The following is a 15,542-nucleotide window of genomic DNA, read 5'->3' on the forward strand; positions in this document are numbered from 1 at the left end:
GGGGACAATCTTTATTTTATCCAGTCACCACTCGCATATTTATGTAAAGTTTATTCCATTGTAATTACAATTTTCCCTCTAGTATGCTGACTTTCACTCAAAATATGAGCTTCTCTAACTCCTTTTTCATTAAACGGAACAACCTTACTAATGATTGGTTTAATTTTTTCAGCTTGAATCAAACCTGATAATTCGTATAATTGCTTTCCGCTTGGTTTTAACCATAAAAATCCTGATTTTATCCCTTGTACTTCATGTACCGGTTCATGAACGATAGAAACTAGAACACCACTAGGCTTAATAATTTGAAAACTTTTCTCTTGTACTTCTCCGCCGATTGTATCTAACACAATATCATAATCCGATAGTAGCTCTTCAAATTTATCTTTTTTATAATCAATAATGAGGTCAGCACCTAAAGACTTTAAAAACTCTTCATTTTTACTACTTGCAGTTGTAGCGACAAAGGCCCCAAATGATTTCGCGATTTGAATTGCAAAACTACCTACTCCACCAGCTCCAGCATGAATTAATACTCGATCATTTTCTTTTATTTGTGCGTAATCAACAAGACTTTGCCAAGCTGTTAGTCCTGCAAGAGGTATAGACGCAGCTTCTTCAAAACTAATATTATTTGGCATATGTGCTACTAAGTCTGATTTCACTGTAATGTATTCAGCATAAGAACCTTTCCCTATATTTTCTGGTTTCGTAAACACTTTATCACCTATTTTAAAATGGTCCACATCTTCTCCAACTTCTTCAATTACTCCAGCAACATCTAAACCTAATGTAATTGGAAATGAAAATTGCAGCTTCTCTTGTAATTCTCCCTTTCTTATTTTCCAATCAACAGGATTGACAGATGTTGCATGTATGCGTATTAATACTTCATTACATTTAATAACCGACTTTGGAACTTGTCTTTCTTGTAATTTTTCAACACTACCATATTGATCAATAATAATTGCTTTCATTTCCTCTCCTCCTTTCTGTTAATTTTAATAACTAACAATTATTTTTCAAAATTTTTCGTCTTAAATGATAATAAATATGTTTGGAGGTGATATTTATCTCTACTAATTAAGTATTATGAGTGCAAAAAGCATGTACCTAACTTTAATACAATTTAGTTTCCGGATAAGAAACAACAAAATTTTTATTTTCTTTAATTTTTAATGAAACGGAGAGTGTACTATGAGTGAACAAATTTTCAAAGTAAACGGTATTAATTTATGTACAGAAAGCTTTGGCAATCCTAATAACCCAGCAATATTATTAATTATGGGAGCTACATGTTCAATGGTTTATTGGGATGAAGAATTTTGTGAAAGGTTAGCTAGCACAGGAAAATTTGTCATTCGCTATGATAACCGTGATGTCGGGCGCTCTATTACATATAAGCCTGGGACTTCCAATTACACTGTAGCAGACATGGCTGAAGATGCAATCGGGGTACTCGATGCGTATCATATTGACAAGGCACACCTTCTGGGCATGTCATTAGGAGGTATGATTGCTCAAATTGCTGCAGTAAAACACCCAAAAAGAATTTTGACCTTAACATTACTAGCAACAAGCGTTATTGGATCTGATAACAATACTCGTGATTTGCCTCCAATGGATGAAAGAATTTTGACACATCATGCTAATGGTGCAAATTTAGATTGGACAAATAAAGATGTTATAGCGAAATATTTAGTTACAGGATCACGTCTACTCTGTGGGCCAAAGCGTATATTTGATGAATCAAGAACTTTGAAACAAATAAAACAAGAAATAGAACGTGCTAACAATCTATTAAGTATGTTTAATCACGCCCTCCTAACAGGTGATGATTCTTATGAGGGTATACTTAAATCAATACTGGTACCAACTTTAGTAATTCATGGTACGGACGATACAGCTCTTCCACTTGAACATGGACTCGCACTTATTGACGAAATTCCGAACTCAAAGCTATTAACCCTTGAAGGTACAGGACATGAGAATCACCCCGATGACTGGGATAAAATTATTAAAGCAATTTCAGAACATATATCCTATATAAGATAAGGATAACTTTTAGAAGGGGCACAAATTGTTTTGTCCCCTTCTATTTATAGATATTACGATACAATAACAAAAACCCATCACTGCATTCGTATGTATAGTGATGGGCTCTACCTATTTTTTTATGTTTAAAAAAATGGACAATCTAACTGATCAACAGATTCCCACGATTTTTTTTTTACATTTTCGGTGGATTTACTAGTTTCTAATGGTACGTTTTTAAATGGATTCATTTCAACTTTTAATAGAGATGATGGTTCTACATATAAAGAAAAAACATGGCTACTTGGCAAGGTTTTTGATACATCAATATCTCCTACTTGTTTAAATAATTGCTGGGCTGCAAAGAAAAAGAAATTAGTTGGATTAGATTGTTTATTAAGCCAAGCAATCATTTCAGGCGATACTGATTTATTAATATTAATTTTCACTCGATCACCACGTTTATATCGCCTAGATCGCATACTTCCACCAACTAACTTATCGTTAAGTTTGTAAACCCTAACTCTTTTTGCTTATGCTCTCTATATTTTGGCGAGCATGTGTATACTAATAACCCACGAGCATTTGTAAATAACGGGTTATCTACAAAAATCACATTTTTCAAGCGTCCTTTTTGTTTTAAAATCATTTTCAAGCTATTTTTAATAATAACTGCGCCCCCACCGTAAATAAATACATATGGATCGTCTTTCATATCATCAATTTTGTTAATAATATCTGTTGCGACACGTGCAGCTAAACCTAAAAACGCTGGTTGCGATTCCTCAACTAACAATGCATTTCTCGGGTGTTTTTCATTTAAATAAATTTGGTTAAATTCTGTAATACTATCAATTGTTTTCGTTGGATATTTCCGATTCCATCTTGTAATAATTTGTAGTAACGTTTCTTTTACACCGTACGATAACCCTTTACTTAATTGCGGACGGAAATTTACCCCTAACGAAACAACTTCTTCGGTTGTCCCCGCGCCAATATCAAAAGATAATAATGTTTTATCAACAAAATCAATTTCTGAAACTTGATTTTGTTCACATTCTATTTTATGTTTCACAACATTTCCTTCTTCATCATATACAATGCCCCACGTCCCAGAAGCGCCTTCAGGTAGGCATTTACAAAACTCAATAGAAACATTAATCGTAACATCCCGTCCGTTCGGATAATGGAAAACAACCTTATGATTTCCCATATAACGTTTTGCATTTTCAGCAGCGATTTCCTGTGTAATAAGCTGCATAGGAAGAGCGACAGATAAATCATAACGAATATTAATATGACTTGAAGTTGGACTTTGACGCATTGCACTTATCGCTAAACCAGAAAGGATTGTAATAACCATTAATTCATCCGTTGATTTATTTGATTTCTTCTCCACTTCAGTACCTTTTAATTGATCCTGAATCACTTTTTCTCCAACGATGTATCGTACATTATTTAACATTAGCGATGGAGAACTAATGGTCACGTCAATGTGATTCTCTAATTCTGATAATGAGACATCTCCCTCATCTAACAGTCCTGTAGGCTCTCCTATATATAAAGAATAAATACTCGGGATAAAAATAGGGTCCTGCCCTTTCACCATTAACTTCAAACCGTTATTTCCTGCATCTGCACCAGCTTTTAAAAGAATAGACATAACTACCCCCTAATTTAATCTGACATCCCTTCCAAATATATGCGAGCCCACACTTTTACATTCAAATGTTATTTAATTTTTTATTTATCCAAAAACAAAACATCATAAACATTCACTTCATATGTAAAAAATATTTGACATGAAACTTTTCCGATTTTATACTATGGATGTAAAGAGTTTTTTACAAAGGTGGAGGTGCAATTATATATTGAATACTAAAAAAACTATTTTTGTAATCATAATTTTTTCTTTAATCGCTATACTTGGACATGGCACATATAAATACATAACTGAAGGTTCAATTTTGGGCGGGACTATTTTCGCTGCCTCTTTAATACTTAGTAAATTAATTAATCATATTACATGGGGAGATCCAAACGGAGTATCGGAAGAAAGTCAAGATGAGATGGGACAACAAATTACATATAAAAGCTTTAAAATTTCTTATTTTGTACTTATGTGTATGATGTTTCTTATTTTAATATTTTCAGAAGGATTTTCATCCCTATTACTCGATGAAATAAAGAACCTTCCTCTATTTATAGCACTTTGTTCTTCCTTCTTTATTTATCCTATCATTGAACTCATTGTCGCAAAACAATATAAATAAAAAAGTGGTTTTCTGTAAATAGAAAACCACTTTTTTAATACATATCTTCCGCTATTGCTTTTAACTTATTCACAGTCCGCCAATTCCTTACTGTAGCTGGTCTATGTAATTTTTGAAACTGGTTCATTAGTTTAGAATTCCGAATGCTTTTTTTGAAAAACAAATACACTACTCCTCCTTCAATATGGCAATCTTCTATTTCACTTTTAATCGTAAGCAACTGATTACTGTCTTCTTCAGAAAGTGGATTAACTAAAAAGGCAACATGTATGCTTTCTCCTTCTAACAATAAATCGGCTTCATAAGGGCACGTTTTTATAATATTTATAAATTCATCTTTTGTTCTTAACATGACTGGCACATCGAAATCAAAAACATTTTTAATTTCACATTCAATTCGTTCCTTTAAAAAACTTATCCCTTCTTCTGACTCAAACACTACATTTCCACTTTGAATATATGTTTTCACTTTTTTTAACCCTATTGATTCAAAGACTTTTTTCAAATCCAACATTTTGATTACTTTATGTCCACCTACATTAATTCCTCGTAGTAGTGCAATATAAATTGTCATAACAACACACCTCACATTTTAACAGTCCTAAAAATCGGATATATTTACATCTTCATATTCCTCGGATATTTGCATTGATTTTTCTAACATATCACGTAATAAAAAAACTTACTACATGATTTTCTTCAAGAGTAAGCTTTGTTATCTTATTATGTCGTTATAGGTAAATGTAATATGAATTGTTGTCCGATTGGTCCCATTCTTCTAAACCCTTTATCTTGAAATCCAACTTTCTCATATAACTTTTGTGCCGGAATATTTTTTTCATTTACAGCAAGAATTACTTCATTTATTATTGGATAATAATTTATTACAAAGTCTTGTAATAACGCCAATGATTTTTTAGCATATCCTCTCCTTTGTTTATTGTGATTAACAGAAAAAGAAGTTTAAAGTATGGCATCTTTATTTTCTGTAAACTCCTGTACTCTGTCACCCGTTTGTAATGCAAAAACACCGACAGGTACTCCGCTAAAGTCCAAAATAACAACTACATTTTTAGTTCGATCATTTTTCGCTTTCTCCAGTAATTCACCTGGATTCGCTGTGAATCGTACTTGTTCACTTGGTAAACTAAATGATTCTATTCTCTCTTTATACTGCTCCTTATACGGAACTAATTGTATTTCCCCTGTATGTATGTTCATGCTTAACTCTCCCATTTTTTATCAAATTAACTTAAACCTTGCTGTGTTTTAGACTGCACTTTTCCATCCAAAAATGTTATTTCAGCAAATGATTTTGGATTGATTCCTTTCCAAGCAAAAATTTGTTTAATTTGTGTAGAATGTTCTACCCCTTCTTCTATGAGTAAATCCCCTTCAAAACCGATTAATTCTTTCACTTCTAAATAAGTCATTCCTTCATTAATATTTGAGAAATGATTTATATTAATAGACTCTTGCTTTTTATTTTCCGTTATTGTAGAAGACGTAGCCGTTTTCTTCTTCACTTCTTTCTTCTGATCACACGCTGTCATACTGAAACATATGCATAAACTACCTAATATGAATGCGCTTTTTTTCATCATAACGGTTGTCCCTCCCCTCATTATTAAACCATATATTCCTTTGAAAATAAACTGAATATTAAATCTTACAGAAAAATCCCGTACAATTTAGTACGGGATTTTCACTATTTTTTCAAATGGTTATTTGACTGATCTTCTTGTTCTTTTCGTAGTTCTTGTTCTTCATCTTTTGGTAATTGTTTATCATTATCTTTAATTGGATTCGTTTCTCTATTTTCAATCATATCATTTGGAACTTGTGGCATTACTCGGCCAACAATTGCTGCTAATTCATCAAGTATACCCTCACCAGTTTTACCATTCTTAATTTGCTTTCCTATTTGTTTTAATCTTTCATACGTATCAACATCTGCTACAACGACTGCATTAGCACCATTGGGATCATTCTTCAAACTTTCTGCAACAGAATACTTAATTGACTCCACACGAGTTCGATCAAGTTTCGCTTTTACATCAATACCTACAACAGCATATTTCCCAACTACTACTGCTGTCGCATCGTTTACACCAGGTATACTTGCAGCTAAAGATGCTAAATGATCAGCAGCTTTTTCGTTTGGCTTATTTGATTTATTCGTATACGTAACATTTTTCATCGAAACATTTTTTTGTTCTGGCTTTTCATTAGGATTGTCTTTTTTCCCAATACTACATCCAGTAATAACGAAACAAAGCATTAACATATATATAATGATTTTCATTATTTTCACCACTTTATCATTGATGTTTAATCATAAATTTTTTCAACAGCTTGCATCTTCTTCACTTTTTCTTCTGCTCCATTATTTGCGTTAATGAAAATTTGGTACGTATCTTTCCCTAAAGTACCAATAAATTCATAACAAAGTACTTCATTATGCAAGTCATTTACTACTACAGCTTTACGTTCTTCCATAACTTTTACATCAGGGTTAATTTTCTTTCTCGCCTCAGCAGCAGTTAGTTTCGCACTCGGAATTGTTCGTTTTTGATGCGATGCTAAATATTCCTTTGCGGAAAAACCAACAATCGACCCATCATCTAAAGCAATTTTCATTTGGATTGCTTCTGGATAAATACGCATTCCATTTTCATTTACAACGTACGTAAACACACCGATATTATCATATTGAGAGCTATCAAACAGCTCCATATTTGTAAACTTATGATCCTTTAAAAATGCCAATCCTTTACTTCCTGCATCATTTAAACTAATTTTTTGCTCTTTAATTTCTCGGTTATTCATTACCCAAATTGGATATCCACCTTTTCCGGTAATATCCATATAATACTCATTGTTCGTTGCTGGATCTTGAATTTTCACACTGTAGAATGATTCTTTTGCACCTTTTCCACTTTTCTCGACTTCTACTTTTTCATTCCCTTTTAAGTTTAAAAATGATTTCGCGATTTTTTCCGCTTCCTCTTTTGAAATAGCCTTTCCTTCTGCTTCAAATCCACCTTTTTTATTCTTTTGTGCACTTGTAAAAGTCGGTCCGAAGTTTGTAGAAGAGTATGACGTTACATTCTTCTCAACTGTTTTTAATCCATCAATAATTGTGTTATCTGCTGGATCTCGATTTGAAGCAAGTGCCATCTCTACGTCCATCCAGCGTAAATTGTTTTTCAACACCAGATGCTGCACTTTTCTCAGTTCATCTTGTATATTTCCTGCATTTGAATATAAACCTTGTAACGTTTTATATTCTTGATCATTTAACGGTTCTTTTTCTAAATCACGAACCGCTGCACGATAACTAAAATCACCGATATTCGCTAAAAATTCTTCCGTTTTATTAAACGGCATTAATGTTAATGGTAGTTGCCCTACATCTGAACGGGCTTCGGATGTTAAACGCCAAACATCTGCTAATGCTGGTGATAAAGATGAACGTGAATTCATCGCAAGCGTTGTTCCGATTTTATCGTGTAATAGGTCAACCTCATACGCTAAATCATGAAACGCACGCTGATAACTATTTTCCGCTCTAATTAATACCGCATTCTTCTCTTGATGCTCTTTATAGCCCCAATATCCTGTTCCGACTACACCTACTGTTAATAGTACAATGATAATACCTCGTAACATGTTTCCACCTCCGCTCTATTTACAGAAAATATGTTTACCGATTTTTTTAATTTGTGGACGAGTCCAAATCCATTTACTTGTCGCAGTATCTGGATTGAAATAATACAGTGCATTCCCTGTTGGATCCCATCCATTAATCGCATCTAATACAGCCTTTTTCGCTGTTTCATTTGGAGTTAAATAGATTTGTCCATCCGCTACTGCTGTAAAGGCTCTCGGTTCAAAGATTACACCGGAAACAGTATTCGGAAACGATGCGCTTGTGACACGATTTAAAATAACCGCAGCCACTGCTACTTGTCCTAAATATGGCTCACCACGTGACTCTCCGTATACAGCGTTTGCCATTAGCTGAATGTCATTTTGAGAATAACCGTTTGGAACATTTGTCCCTTTACTTTGTGGGGGTTTATTTTCTTGTGCAGTACCACCGCTATTCCCTTTATTAGTTGTAGTACCTTTATTAGCAGTCGACTTATCATACTTTGTTGCCTTAACAAGCATTTGCTTCGTTTTAGCCCCCGCTAAACCATCAATCGGCAATCCGAATTTTTGCTGAAAATTTCGAAGCGCCCAATATGTACCCCAGCCGAAAACACCATCTACTTTTCCTGTATAAAATCCGTTATATTTCAAACGAGATTGCAATTCAATGACATCTTCTCCAGATGCACCTCTTTGAATCACTTGATTAGAAAAGGCTTCTACATTTTTTATTTGCATACTACTTACGATTAAAGATAAGCCAATAAAAGTAAGTAAAGCTGCTACCTTCAAAAAACCTTTTTGACGCATATGTTTCCCTCCTTAATTACAGAATGAATTCATGGTTATGTTTTGTAAATGTGAAGCTTTTATGTAAAGAAGACAAAAAAAGACAAGCTTATACGCTTGAAGATATATGCACACAATATAAAAAAGAATAAAAGGAGCTTATTATGAAGAGACTTTTCACACGTACTGCATTTATAATCTTTTTAATAACAACTTGTTCAAATATATATACTGGCCCATCTATAGTTCACGCACAACCACCCTATGCAAAATGGGGTAAACTAGCCGTTGAAAAAACGAAAGAACTATATCCGAAAGCTGAGATTATCGATTATCTTCATATAGGTAGAAAACCAAAAACTGTTCAAATAACAGTTGAAAAATTTAAATTGTGGCTGCGTGAAGATGGAAAAGAGTATGGTGTTTTTGTAGATGTAGAGTTTGATACGAAAACAGAGAAATTTTTAAAGATGTCCTTTCAGAAGACAAGTCGGTAAAGTAAAACTTTAATCAATATGGGGTCCTATCCATAGCTGTTTATGGCCTACACCCATCAGATTTTCAAAAGTTAAATCAAAAAAACCTCCGTCTTTACTTACTGACAGAGGTTTCTTTATATACACATTCGAGATATGCTGGTATTTCATTTTCTTGTATACTAGCAATTTCGCTAAAGGATTTTCCGTTTTCTAATAAAGTCCGAACAATCTCCCATCCAGCAAAGTATGCTTCTCTGTAATGATTAGTTGTACCTTTTCCGAAAGTAAATTTCATGGAGTATTCCGGAGAAGACTTATGTAAATACGGATAAATTCCCGTTAAAATTTTATTCCTTACATTTTGACACGAGGAAAACCAACCTTCGTTACGTTCAATATAATATTCATCAGTATGTTCTGGGACTATATATTTACCAACTTGAGTCGCTAATCCTTCTTGTAATACTGTAGAACCTATTGTACATTTCCAACTATTTGAAAAATCCGCTGTTTTAGCATGCACAATATGCGTTAATTCATGTGCTATCATAACACGAGATTCAGAAGTACCGTTTTCAATTGGTAAACATAAAGCGATTCCCCCATCATAAGTTGGGGCTACAAAAGGATTTTCATCAAAAGCACCTACAAAATATACTACCGTTATATTCATATTTTCTGTACAATTTAAAAGTTCTTTTACTTCTTTTAAATATGTCTTAATAATTTGCAGATTTGGTTCCCATTGTATTATGTATTCCATCTTTTCTTCGTATTTTGGCCAAGCGCTTCTCAAAAGCTCTTTCGCTAACTGACTTCCTTCTTCTCCAGGAGGGACAGCCGCAAAATTGTAGTGCGCCTTCCACTGTTCCCAACGTGTTTCTTCATCTATTGTATCTTAACTAGCAAGAGTATAAAACTCTAAAAACTTTGGTATCAAATTTAAAATTTCAATCTTATCCAACGGCAATCTCTCCTTTTCTTATTGCTTAATTCGCCCTATATAATACAACCCCTTCCAAAAAGAAATCCCCCTTTAATAAGGAGGATTTCTTTTCAACTTTAAAGTTCGATTTCCTAACATTTTTACTAAGACACAAATAGCCCCAATAACAACAGCTATCCCTATACTATATAAGAATACTCTACCATATCCACCTATTCTCGGATCGAGAAATGGATATGGGTACCAATTAACATATGGACCTCGTATTAAACTATATAAAACATATAAAAGCGGGAAAATAAGCCAACTCGCAGCCTGTTTCCATGTAATGGTCTTTGAAGGTGGATTTATAACCCAATCTAAAATCATTGCTAATGGCATGATGTAATGAAGCACAGTATTTACCCACGGTATCGGTGTTTGAAGTGACTCTTCTAATCCCCTTAATAACAAAAAATAAATAAGTCCCGTTGTCAGTATGTATACTGTAGCTGCGCCGCGAAGAACTCCAAACTGCTCGGAACGTCCAAATAAAGCTGTCCCCAAACTACTTAATAGAAGAATTACCGCCACTAAAATATTGCTTTCAATTGTGAAGTAACTAAAAAAATTAACTGGATTGAACGGTTTCACTTGTGCCCTTGTAACAAATTGTGTAATAAGTGCACTAAACGCTAGAAGACTTAAAGAAAGTCTATAAATTGCTATCATTTTTGCACTTCTCATAACATACCTCCTTCCGCTTCTTATTTATGATTGGCATTCTCTTTTATATGCTCTATAAATAACTTTAATGGTACGAGACCACGTTTAGGCATGTGACTACTAATTACAGCTACGAGCTCTAACTGCGGAATGATAATAATGTATTGCCCTCCGTATCCCATAGCAAAGTACATACAATACGGTATGTGAAATCTTTCGTCATTTAATACCCACCAGTGATACCCATATGCCCCGACATGTTCATACGTTTCAAATAGAGCTGTACTTGATTGCTCTAACCATTTCGATGATACAATTTCATTTCCCTTCCAATATCCATTCTGCAAACATAATTTTCCAAACTTTAATAAATCTATAGATTTCATTTTCATACCGAATCCGCCGACATATGTACCTTGCGGGTCTTGTTGCCACTCATATTCCGTAATGTCTAACGGCTCAAATAAATATTTTTTGGCAAACTGCTCTGTCGACATACCAGTTGCTTCTTGGATAATATAACTAAGTAAATGTGAAGAGCCTGAATTATAATTCATTTTCGTACCCATATCTTCAATGAGCGGCTTTTCTAAAATATATTGCACCCAGTTTTTTGATTCTACAAAGTCATTTGGGAAAACGACCCCATTCCCAAACTCTTTCCAATCTTCTCCCGTTGTCATCGTTAATAAATGATAAAGCGTTAAATCCCTTTTTTCCTCTGATACATTTGAAATCCATGCTGTGATTGGTGTATGTATATCATTTATACATCCTTTATCAATTGCTATGCCAATTAAAATGGATACGATACTTTTGGTAATCGAATTAATTTTAAATAACTCATTTGCACAGTCTATCGTTTTATAGTACTCGGTCGTTGCTTCCCCCTTTTGATAAACAAGAAATGTATTCACTTTTTTCTTTTCAAATTTATTTTGTAATTGCTCGAAATTCAAGAAATCTTCCTCCATCTAAATGATTATGTAATATTTGTAGTTCATCTCGTTCTCTCTATTAAATCATATTTGTTTTTAAAACAAAAAAATAAACTTGCCAGCATTTAATAGCTGACAAGTTTATTTTTATAATTTCGTTCGAACGTTCCAAAGCTCTGGGAAGAAGCATTGATCAAGCACTCGCTTTAAATAAGATACGCCAGAAGAGCCGCCTGTTCCCATTTTATGACCAATAATTCGTTCTACCGTTTTCATATGACGGAAACGCCATTGTTGTAGCCAGTCTTCAATATCAATTAATTTCTCTGCAAGCTGATATAAATCCCAATATTTCTGCACGTCCGCATACACTTCTATCCAAGCCGCTTCTACAGTTGCATCCTCTTCGTAAGGCTGTGTAATGTCACGATTTAACACATCTTTATGAATGGGGAAACCTTCTTTAACAAGCGCCTGTATCGCAACATCATACAAACTTGGTGCATGAAGTGCTTTATGAAGACGAGCATGTAATTCTGGATCTTTTTCATAAATCTTTAATGCATGTGGTGTTTTATAACCAAGTGCATACTCAATCATTCTATATTGATACGATTGGAAGCCTGAAGCTTGACCAAGTGAATCACGAAACTCAATATATTCTGATGGCGTTAATGTCGCAAGAATATCCCAAGATTGAATGATTTGTGACTGAATTTTTGATACGCGTGCTAACATTTTAAAAGCTGGTGGTAATTTATCTTGTTTAATAGATTCAATCGCCGCATTCAGTTCATGTAAAATTAATTTCATCCAAAGCTCACTCGCTTGATGGATGACGATAAATAACATTTCATCATGATGGTCTGATAATCTTTGTTGACTAGATAATAATCTATCTAGCTGTAAATACTCTCCGTACGTCATATTCTCCTTAAAATCCGTATGAATCCCTTTTTCCATAATTACCTTTTCATTTTCTTTCATATTAGCCAAACGCCCCTTTGTGTTCATTTCTACTTATATTGGTCTAATAACAGCTCGAACTGGACTCCCATCCGCATCTGTTAATGCAAGTGGTAATGCAATAAGTTCGTAATCGCCGTCTACTACGTGATCTAGTACGACATTTTCTAAAATGTGTATTCCATGTTTAAATAATTGATGATGCGCTGCTAGTTCTTTATCATCTAAAGGATCAACAGAAGGTACATCTACTCCAATTAAACGAATACCCTTACTTGAAAGAAATGGTGCAATATCAGCACGTAAATACGGGATTTCTTCTGGAAACTCTTGCGCTTTTCCATGTGAAGATGTACGTAACAATAGTCGCTCTACACCTTCTAAGTTAAAACTTTCTAATTCTTTTTTACCGATACTCTCCAGCCCTGAAACATCGATAACTCGTGCTGTACCTATAAATACATCTATATCTAAATCTAATACCTTCTTACCGTCATTATCAAAATGAAAAGGTGCATCAATATGAGTACCTGTATGAATGCTCATCGTTAACTTTCCGACATTTACTGAACCACTGTTTTCTTTTGACCATGAAACTTCATATGAAAAAGATGTATCCCCTGGCCACGTCGCGATATCATTATTTAACGGTTGCGAAATATCAATCCACTGCGATGTTTTCATGCTTACGCCACAACCTCTCGCTTATTTTCAAACTTTTTATATTCTTCGTCTTTCATAATGTTCTTTAAAATTTGTACAGAGTTCCATACTTCCTCATACGTATTGTATAAAGCAACAGGCGCAAGTCTAACTCCATTTGGAGCTCTAAAGTCAGGAATAACCCCATTTGCTTTTAACGCTTTACAAATACGTGCCGCCTCAGCATGTTCTAAATAAATATGCCCGCCTCGTTTTTCATCCTCTAATGGATTTCCAATTGTAAATTCAAAGCCTTTTAATTCATGTTCAATTAAATCAAGCATATATCTCGTAATATGTAATGATTTTTCACGTAACTTTTCAATGTCAGCTTCTTTAAAAATTTCAAGAGAACCGATTAATGGTGCAGTACTTAATACGTGAGGTGTCCCTATTTGATAAGCTCCAGCATGGTCAGCCGCAGTTAATGAATGCTCCATATCAAATTGCTTATCTTTTCTAGAACTAAACCAACCAGATAATCCTGGGAGTCTATTAAAGTGTTTATTATTTACATAAAGGCCTGCAACACCACCAGGACCTGCATTTAAATATTTATAATTACACCATATAGCGAAATCTACATCCCACTCTTTAAAATGATGCGGAATGGAGCCGATTGAATGACATAAGTCAAAACCGATATGAATACCACGCTTATGAGCTTCAGCTGTTAATCGCTTCATATCAAGAATTTGTCCACTCCTATATAGTACAGAAGGCAATAATAGTAAAGCGATATCATCGGTCATCGCATGAATAATATCATCTTCAGAAAGTGTTCTTCCATCTCGGCTTTTCACTCGTACTAAATGCTCATCTGGATCTAAGCCTTTTAAACGAATTTGACTCTGAAGTGCATAAATATCTGACGGAAAAGTTAATTCATCCGCAAGAATTTTTGTTCGTATTCCTTTTGGCTCATAAAAAGTCGCAATAACTTGATGTATATTCGCAGTCGTGGAACCGGTTACAATCGTTTCTTCCGGTAAAGCCCCAATAAGAGGTGCTGTCAATTCACCCAATTTCTCCGAAAGGAAAAACCACGGATGCTCACCTTCAGTCCATCCATCAATCCCAAACTCTTTCCATGAATCTAGCAAGGTAAGTAACGATTTCTCTGCTCTTTTTGAAAGTAACCCTAAAGAGTTACCATCTAAATATATTATTCCTTCTTTTTTATAAAATTCAGATTGAAAATCTTTCAGTTCATCATGTTTATCACATTCAAGCGCATACTCATAAGTTGGTTGAAATGGTTCTTTATACATGGTGTCACCTTCTTTTAATTTTCTTTTTATTCTAACTAATTGAAATATATCACTTAAATTGATATAACGTCAATGATATTATGTCAGTTGACTTTATATACGAACTTCTTTTACAATAAAATTATATTTTCAGATATTTCAGTATAAAGAGGTGATTCCTTGAAAAATTCTACTCTTTCAACAAGAAAACACCGCTCCTTAGAAACAAAAAAGAAACTATTACATTCCGGTTATACTATTTTTATAAAAAACGGATTTCAGAAAACTACAATCACGCAAATTATTAAACATGCAGAAACTGGTTATGGAACAGCATATGTATATTTTAAAAACAAAGATGCTCTCCTCATTATTTTGATGGAAGGTGTGATGAATCGCTTTTATGATATTGCAGATCGCTCCTTTTCCCCTCAAACAAAGTTAGAAGCATGTGATATGATTCAAAGTCAAGTTAGAGCATTCTTACAATTAGCGGAAGAAGAACGGGATATTTTGCAAGTTGTCGAAGAAGCAATAGGATTATCAAGAGAGATAAGTCAAAAATGGGATGAGATTCGTGAACGCTTTATAAAAAGTATTACACAGGATATTACTTACTCTCAAGAAGGTGGCTTGGCGCAGCCTGAATTAAATAAAGAGATTGTAGCACGTGGCTGGTTCGCGATGAATGAAACGTTTCTTTGGAAAATCGTACAAAATGATAAAGAGCTAAATTTAGAAGAAGTTGTACATACATTGACAGTGATGTATACGACAGGTCTATATAAATAGCACACCATTTA

18 protein-coding genes and 1 pseudogene are annotated in these 15,542 nt (G+C 34.1%); 4 read left to right on the forward strand and 15 right to left on the reverse strand.

Annotation, left to right across the window (positions count from 1 at the left end):
• Nucleotides 1–50: 50 nt before the first annotated feature.
• Nucleotides 51–977, reverse strand: coding sequence for an NADP-dependent oxidoreductase (locus tag LUS72_RS13540; protein WP_097829346.1), 927 nt, complete (start codon nucleotides 975–977; stop codon nucleotides 51–53).
• Between the two features lie 220 nt (nucleotides 978–1,197).
• On the opposite strand from LUS72_RS13540, the gene LUS72_RS13545 reads away from it, so the two are divergent.
• Entirely contained in the window at nucleotides 1,198–2,055 is an 858-nt protein-coding gene (locus LUS72_RS13545) for a BCA family alpha/beta fold macrolide esterase (RefSeq protein ID WP_098361720.1), read from the forward strand.
• A gap of 125 nt (nucleotides 2,056–2,180) precedes the next feature.
• On the opposite strand, the gene LUS72_RS13550 is transcribed toward LUS72_RS13545, so the two are convergent.
• A complete protein-coding gene (locus tag LUS72_RS13550; protein WP_071746121.1) occupies nucleotides 2,181–2,516 on the reverse strand; it encodes a hypothetical protein in 336 nt (111 codons plus the stop codon).
• An 11-nt stretch (nucleotides 2,517–2,527) separates the two neighbouring features.
• Nucleotides 2,528–3,697: a ParM/StbA family protein gene (locus LUS72_RS13555; RefSeq protein ID WP_071746122.1), complete on the reverse strand. Its 1,170-nt coding sequence runs from the start codon at nucleotides 3,695–3,697 to the stop codon at nucleotides 2,528–2,530.
• 208 nt (nucleotides 3,698–3,905) lie between these two features.
• On the opposite strand from LUS72_RS13555, the gene LUS72_RS13560 reads away from it, so the two are divergent.
• The gene (locus tag LUS72_RS13560) at nucleotides 3,906–4,307 is read left to right on the forward strand and encodes a hypothetical protein (protein ID WP_097829348.1); all 402 of its coding nucleotides are present in this window, start codon (nucleotides 3,906–3,908) and stop codon (nucleotides 4,305–4,307) included.
• Between the two features lie 34 nt (nucleotides 4,308–4,341).
• Here the strand turns inward: LUS72_RS13560 and LUS72_RS13565 are convergent, their stop codons facing one another.
• The 6 genes and pseudogenes from LUS72_RS13565 to sleB all read right to left on the reverse strand — a co-directional run bounded on the left by LUS72_RS13565 (nucleotide 4,342) and on the right by sleB (nucleotide 8,774).
• Nucleotides 4,342–4,881, reverse strand: a complete 540-nt coding sequence (locus tag LUS72_RS13565) for a DUF1697 domain-containing protein (RefSeq protein ID WP_097829349.1) — start codon at nucleotides 4,879–4,881, stop codon at nucleotides 4,342–4,344.
• A gap of 149 nt (nucleotides 4,882–5,030) precedes the next feature.
• A pseudogene (locus tag LUS72_RS13570) lies at nucleotides 5,031–5,528 on the reverse strand (GNAT family N-acetyltransferase).
• 26 nt (nucleotides 5,529–5,554) lie between these two features.
• Complete coding sequence (locus tag LUS72_RS13575; protein ID WP_097829350.1) at nucleotides 5,555–5,911, reverse strand: hypothetical protein; 357 nt, start codon at nucleotides 5,909–5,911, stop codon at nucleotides 5,555–5,557.
• A gap of 104 nt (nucleotides 5,912–6,015) precedes the next feature.
• A complete protein-coding gene (locus LUS72_RS13580) occupies nucleotides 6,016–6,612 on the reverse strand; it encodes a YhcN/YlaJ family sporulation lipoprotein (protein ID WP_071746127.1) in 597 nt (198 codons plus the stop codon).
• Between the two features lie 26 nt (nucleotides 6,613–6,638).
• Nucleotides 6,639–7,979, reverse strand: a complete 1,341-nt coding sequence (gene ypeB, locus LUS72_RS13585; protein ID WP_071746128.1) for a germination protein YpeB — start codon at nucleotides 7,977–7,979, stop codon at nucleotides 6,639–6,641.
• 15 nt (nucleotides 7,980–7,994) lie between these two features.
• A complete protein-coding gene (sleB, locus tag LUS72_RS13590) occupies nucleotides 7,995–8,774 on the reverse strand; it encodes a spore cortex-lytic enzyme (protein WP_098361719.1) in 780 nt (259 codons plus the stop codon).
• Nucleotides 8,775–8,917: 143 nt separating this feature from the next.
• Between sleB and LUS72_RS13595 the strand changes: the two genes are divergently transcribed.
• Nucleotides 8,918–9,250, forward strand: coding sequence for a DUF3889 domain-containing protein (locus LUS72_RS13595; protein ID WP_097829352.1), 333 nt, complete (start codon nucleotides 8,918–8,920; stop codon nucleotides 9,248–9,250).
• Between the two features lie 94 nt (nucleotides 9,251–9,344).
• On the opposite strand, the gene LUS72_RS13600 is transcribed toward LUS72_RS13595, so the two are convergent.
• The 6 genes from LUS72_RS13600 to kynU form a co-directional block, all read right to left on the reverse strand.
• Nucleotides 9,345–9,995, reverse strand: a complete 651-nt coding sequence (locus LUS72_RS13600) for a DUF2268 domain-containing putative Zn-dependent protease (protein WP_141536798.1) — start codon at nucleotides 9,993–9,995, stop codon at nucleotides 9,345–9,347.
• 273 nt (nucleotides 9,996–10,268) lie between these two features.
• Nucleotides 10,269–10,904, reverse strand: coding sequence for a Pr6Pr family membrane protein (locus LUS72_RS13605; RefSeq protein WP_097829354.1), 636 nt, complete (start codon nucleotides 10,902–10,904; stop codon nucleotides 10,269–10,271).
• A gap of 20 nt (nucleotides 10,905–10,924) precedes the next feature.
• A complete protein-coding gene (locus tag LUS72_RS13610; protein ID WP_097829355.1) occupies nucleotides 10,925–11,842 on the reverse strand; it encodes a serine hydrolase domain-containing protein in 918 nt (305 codons plus the stop codon).
• Between the two features lie 126 nt (nucleotides 11,843–11,968).
• Nucleotides 11,969–12,808, reverse strand: a complete 840-nt coding sequence (gene kynA / locus LUS72_RS13615) for a tryptophan 2,3-dioxygenase (protein ID WP_097829356.1) — start codon at nucleotides 12,806–12,808, stop codon at nucleotides 11,969–11,971.
• Nucleotides 12,809–12,841: 33 nt separating this feature from the next.
• Nucleotides 12,842–13,471 (reverse strand): arylformamidase, encoded by a 630-nt coding sequence (kynB, locus tag LUS72_RS13620; RefSeq protein WP_097829357.1) that lies wholly within the window; start codon nucleotides 13,469–13,471, stop codon nucleotides 12,842–12,844.
• A 2-nt stretch (nucleotides 13,472–13,473) separates the two neighbouring features.
• Nucleotides 13,474–14,760, reverse strand: coding sequence for a kynureninase (kynU, locus tag LUS72_RS13625; protein ID WP_097829358.1), 1,287 nt, complete (start codon nucleotides 14,758–14,760; stop codon nucleotides 13,474–13,476).
• A gap of 159 nt (nucleotides 14,761–14,919) precedes the next feature.
• Between kynU and LUS72_RS13630 the strand changes: the two genes are divergently transcribed.
• Entirely contained in the window at nucleotides 14,920–15,531 is a 612-nt protein-coding gene (locus LUS72_RS13630) for a TetR/AcrR family transcriptional regulator (protein WP_097829359.1), read from the forward strand.
• The last annotated feature ends 11 nt before the right edge of the window (nucleotides 15,532–15,542 follow it).

It is taken from the genome of Bacillus cereus, from assembly GCF_025917685.1.
In the GTDB taxonomy this organism is placed as follows: Bacteria; Bacillota; Bacilli; order Bacillales; family Bacillaceae_G; genus Bacillus_A; species Bacillus_A cereus_AT.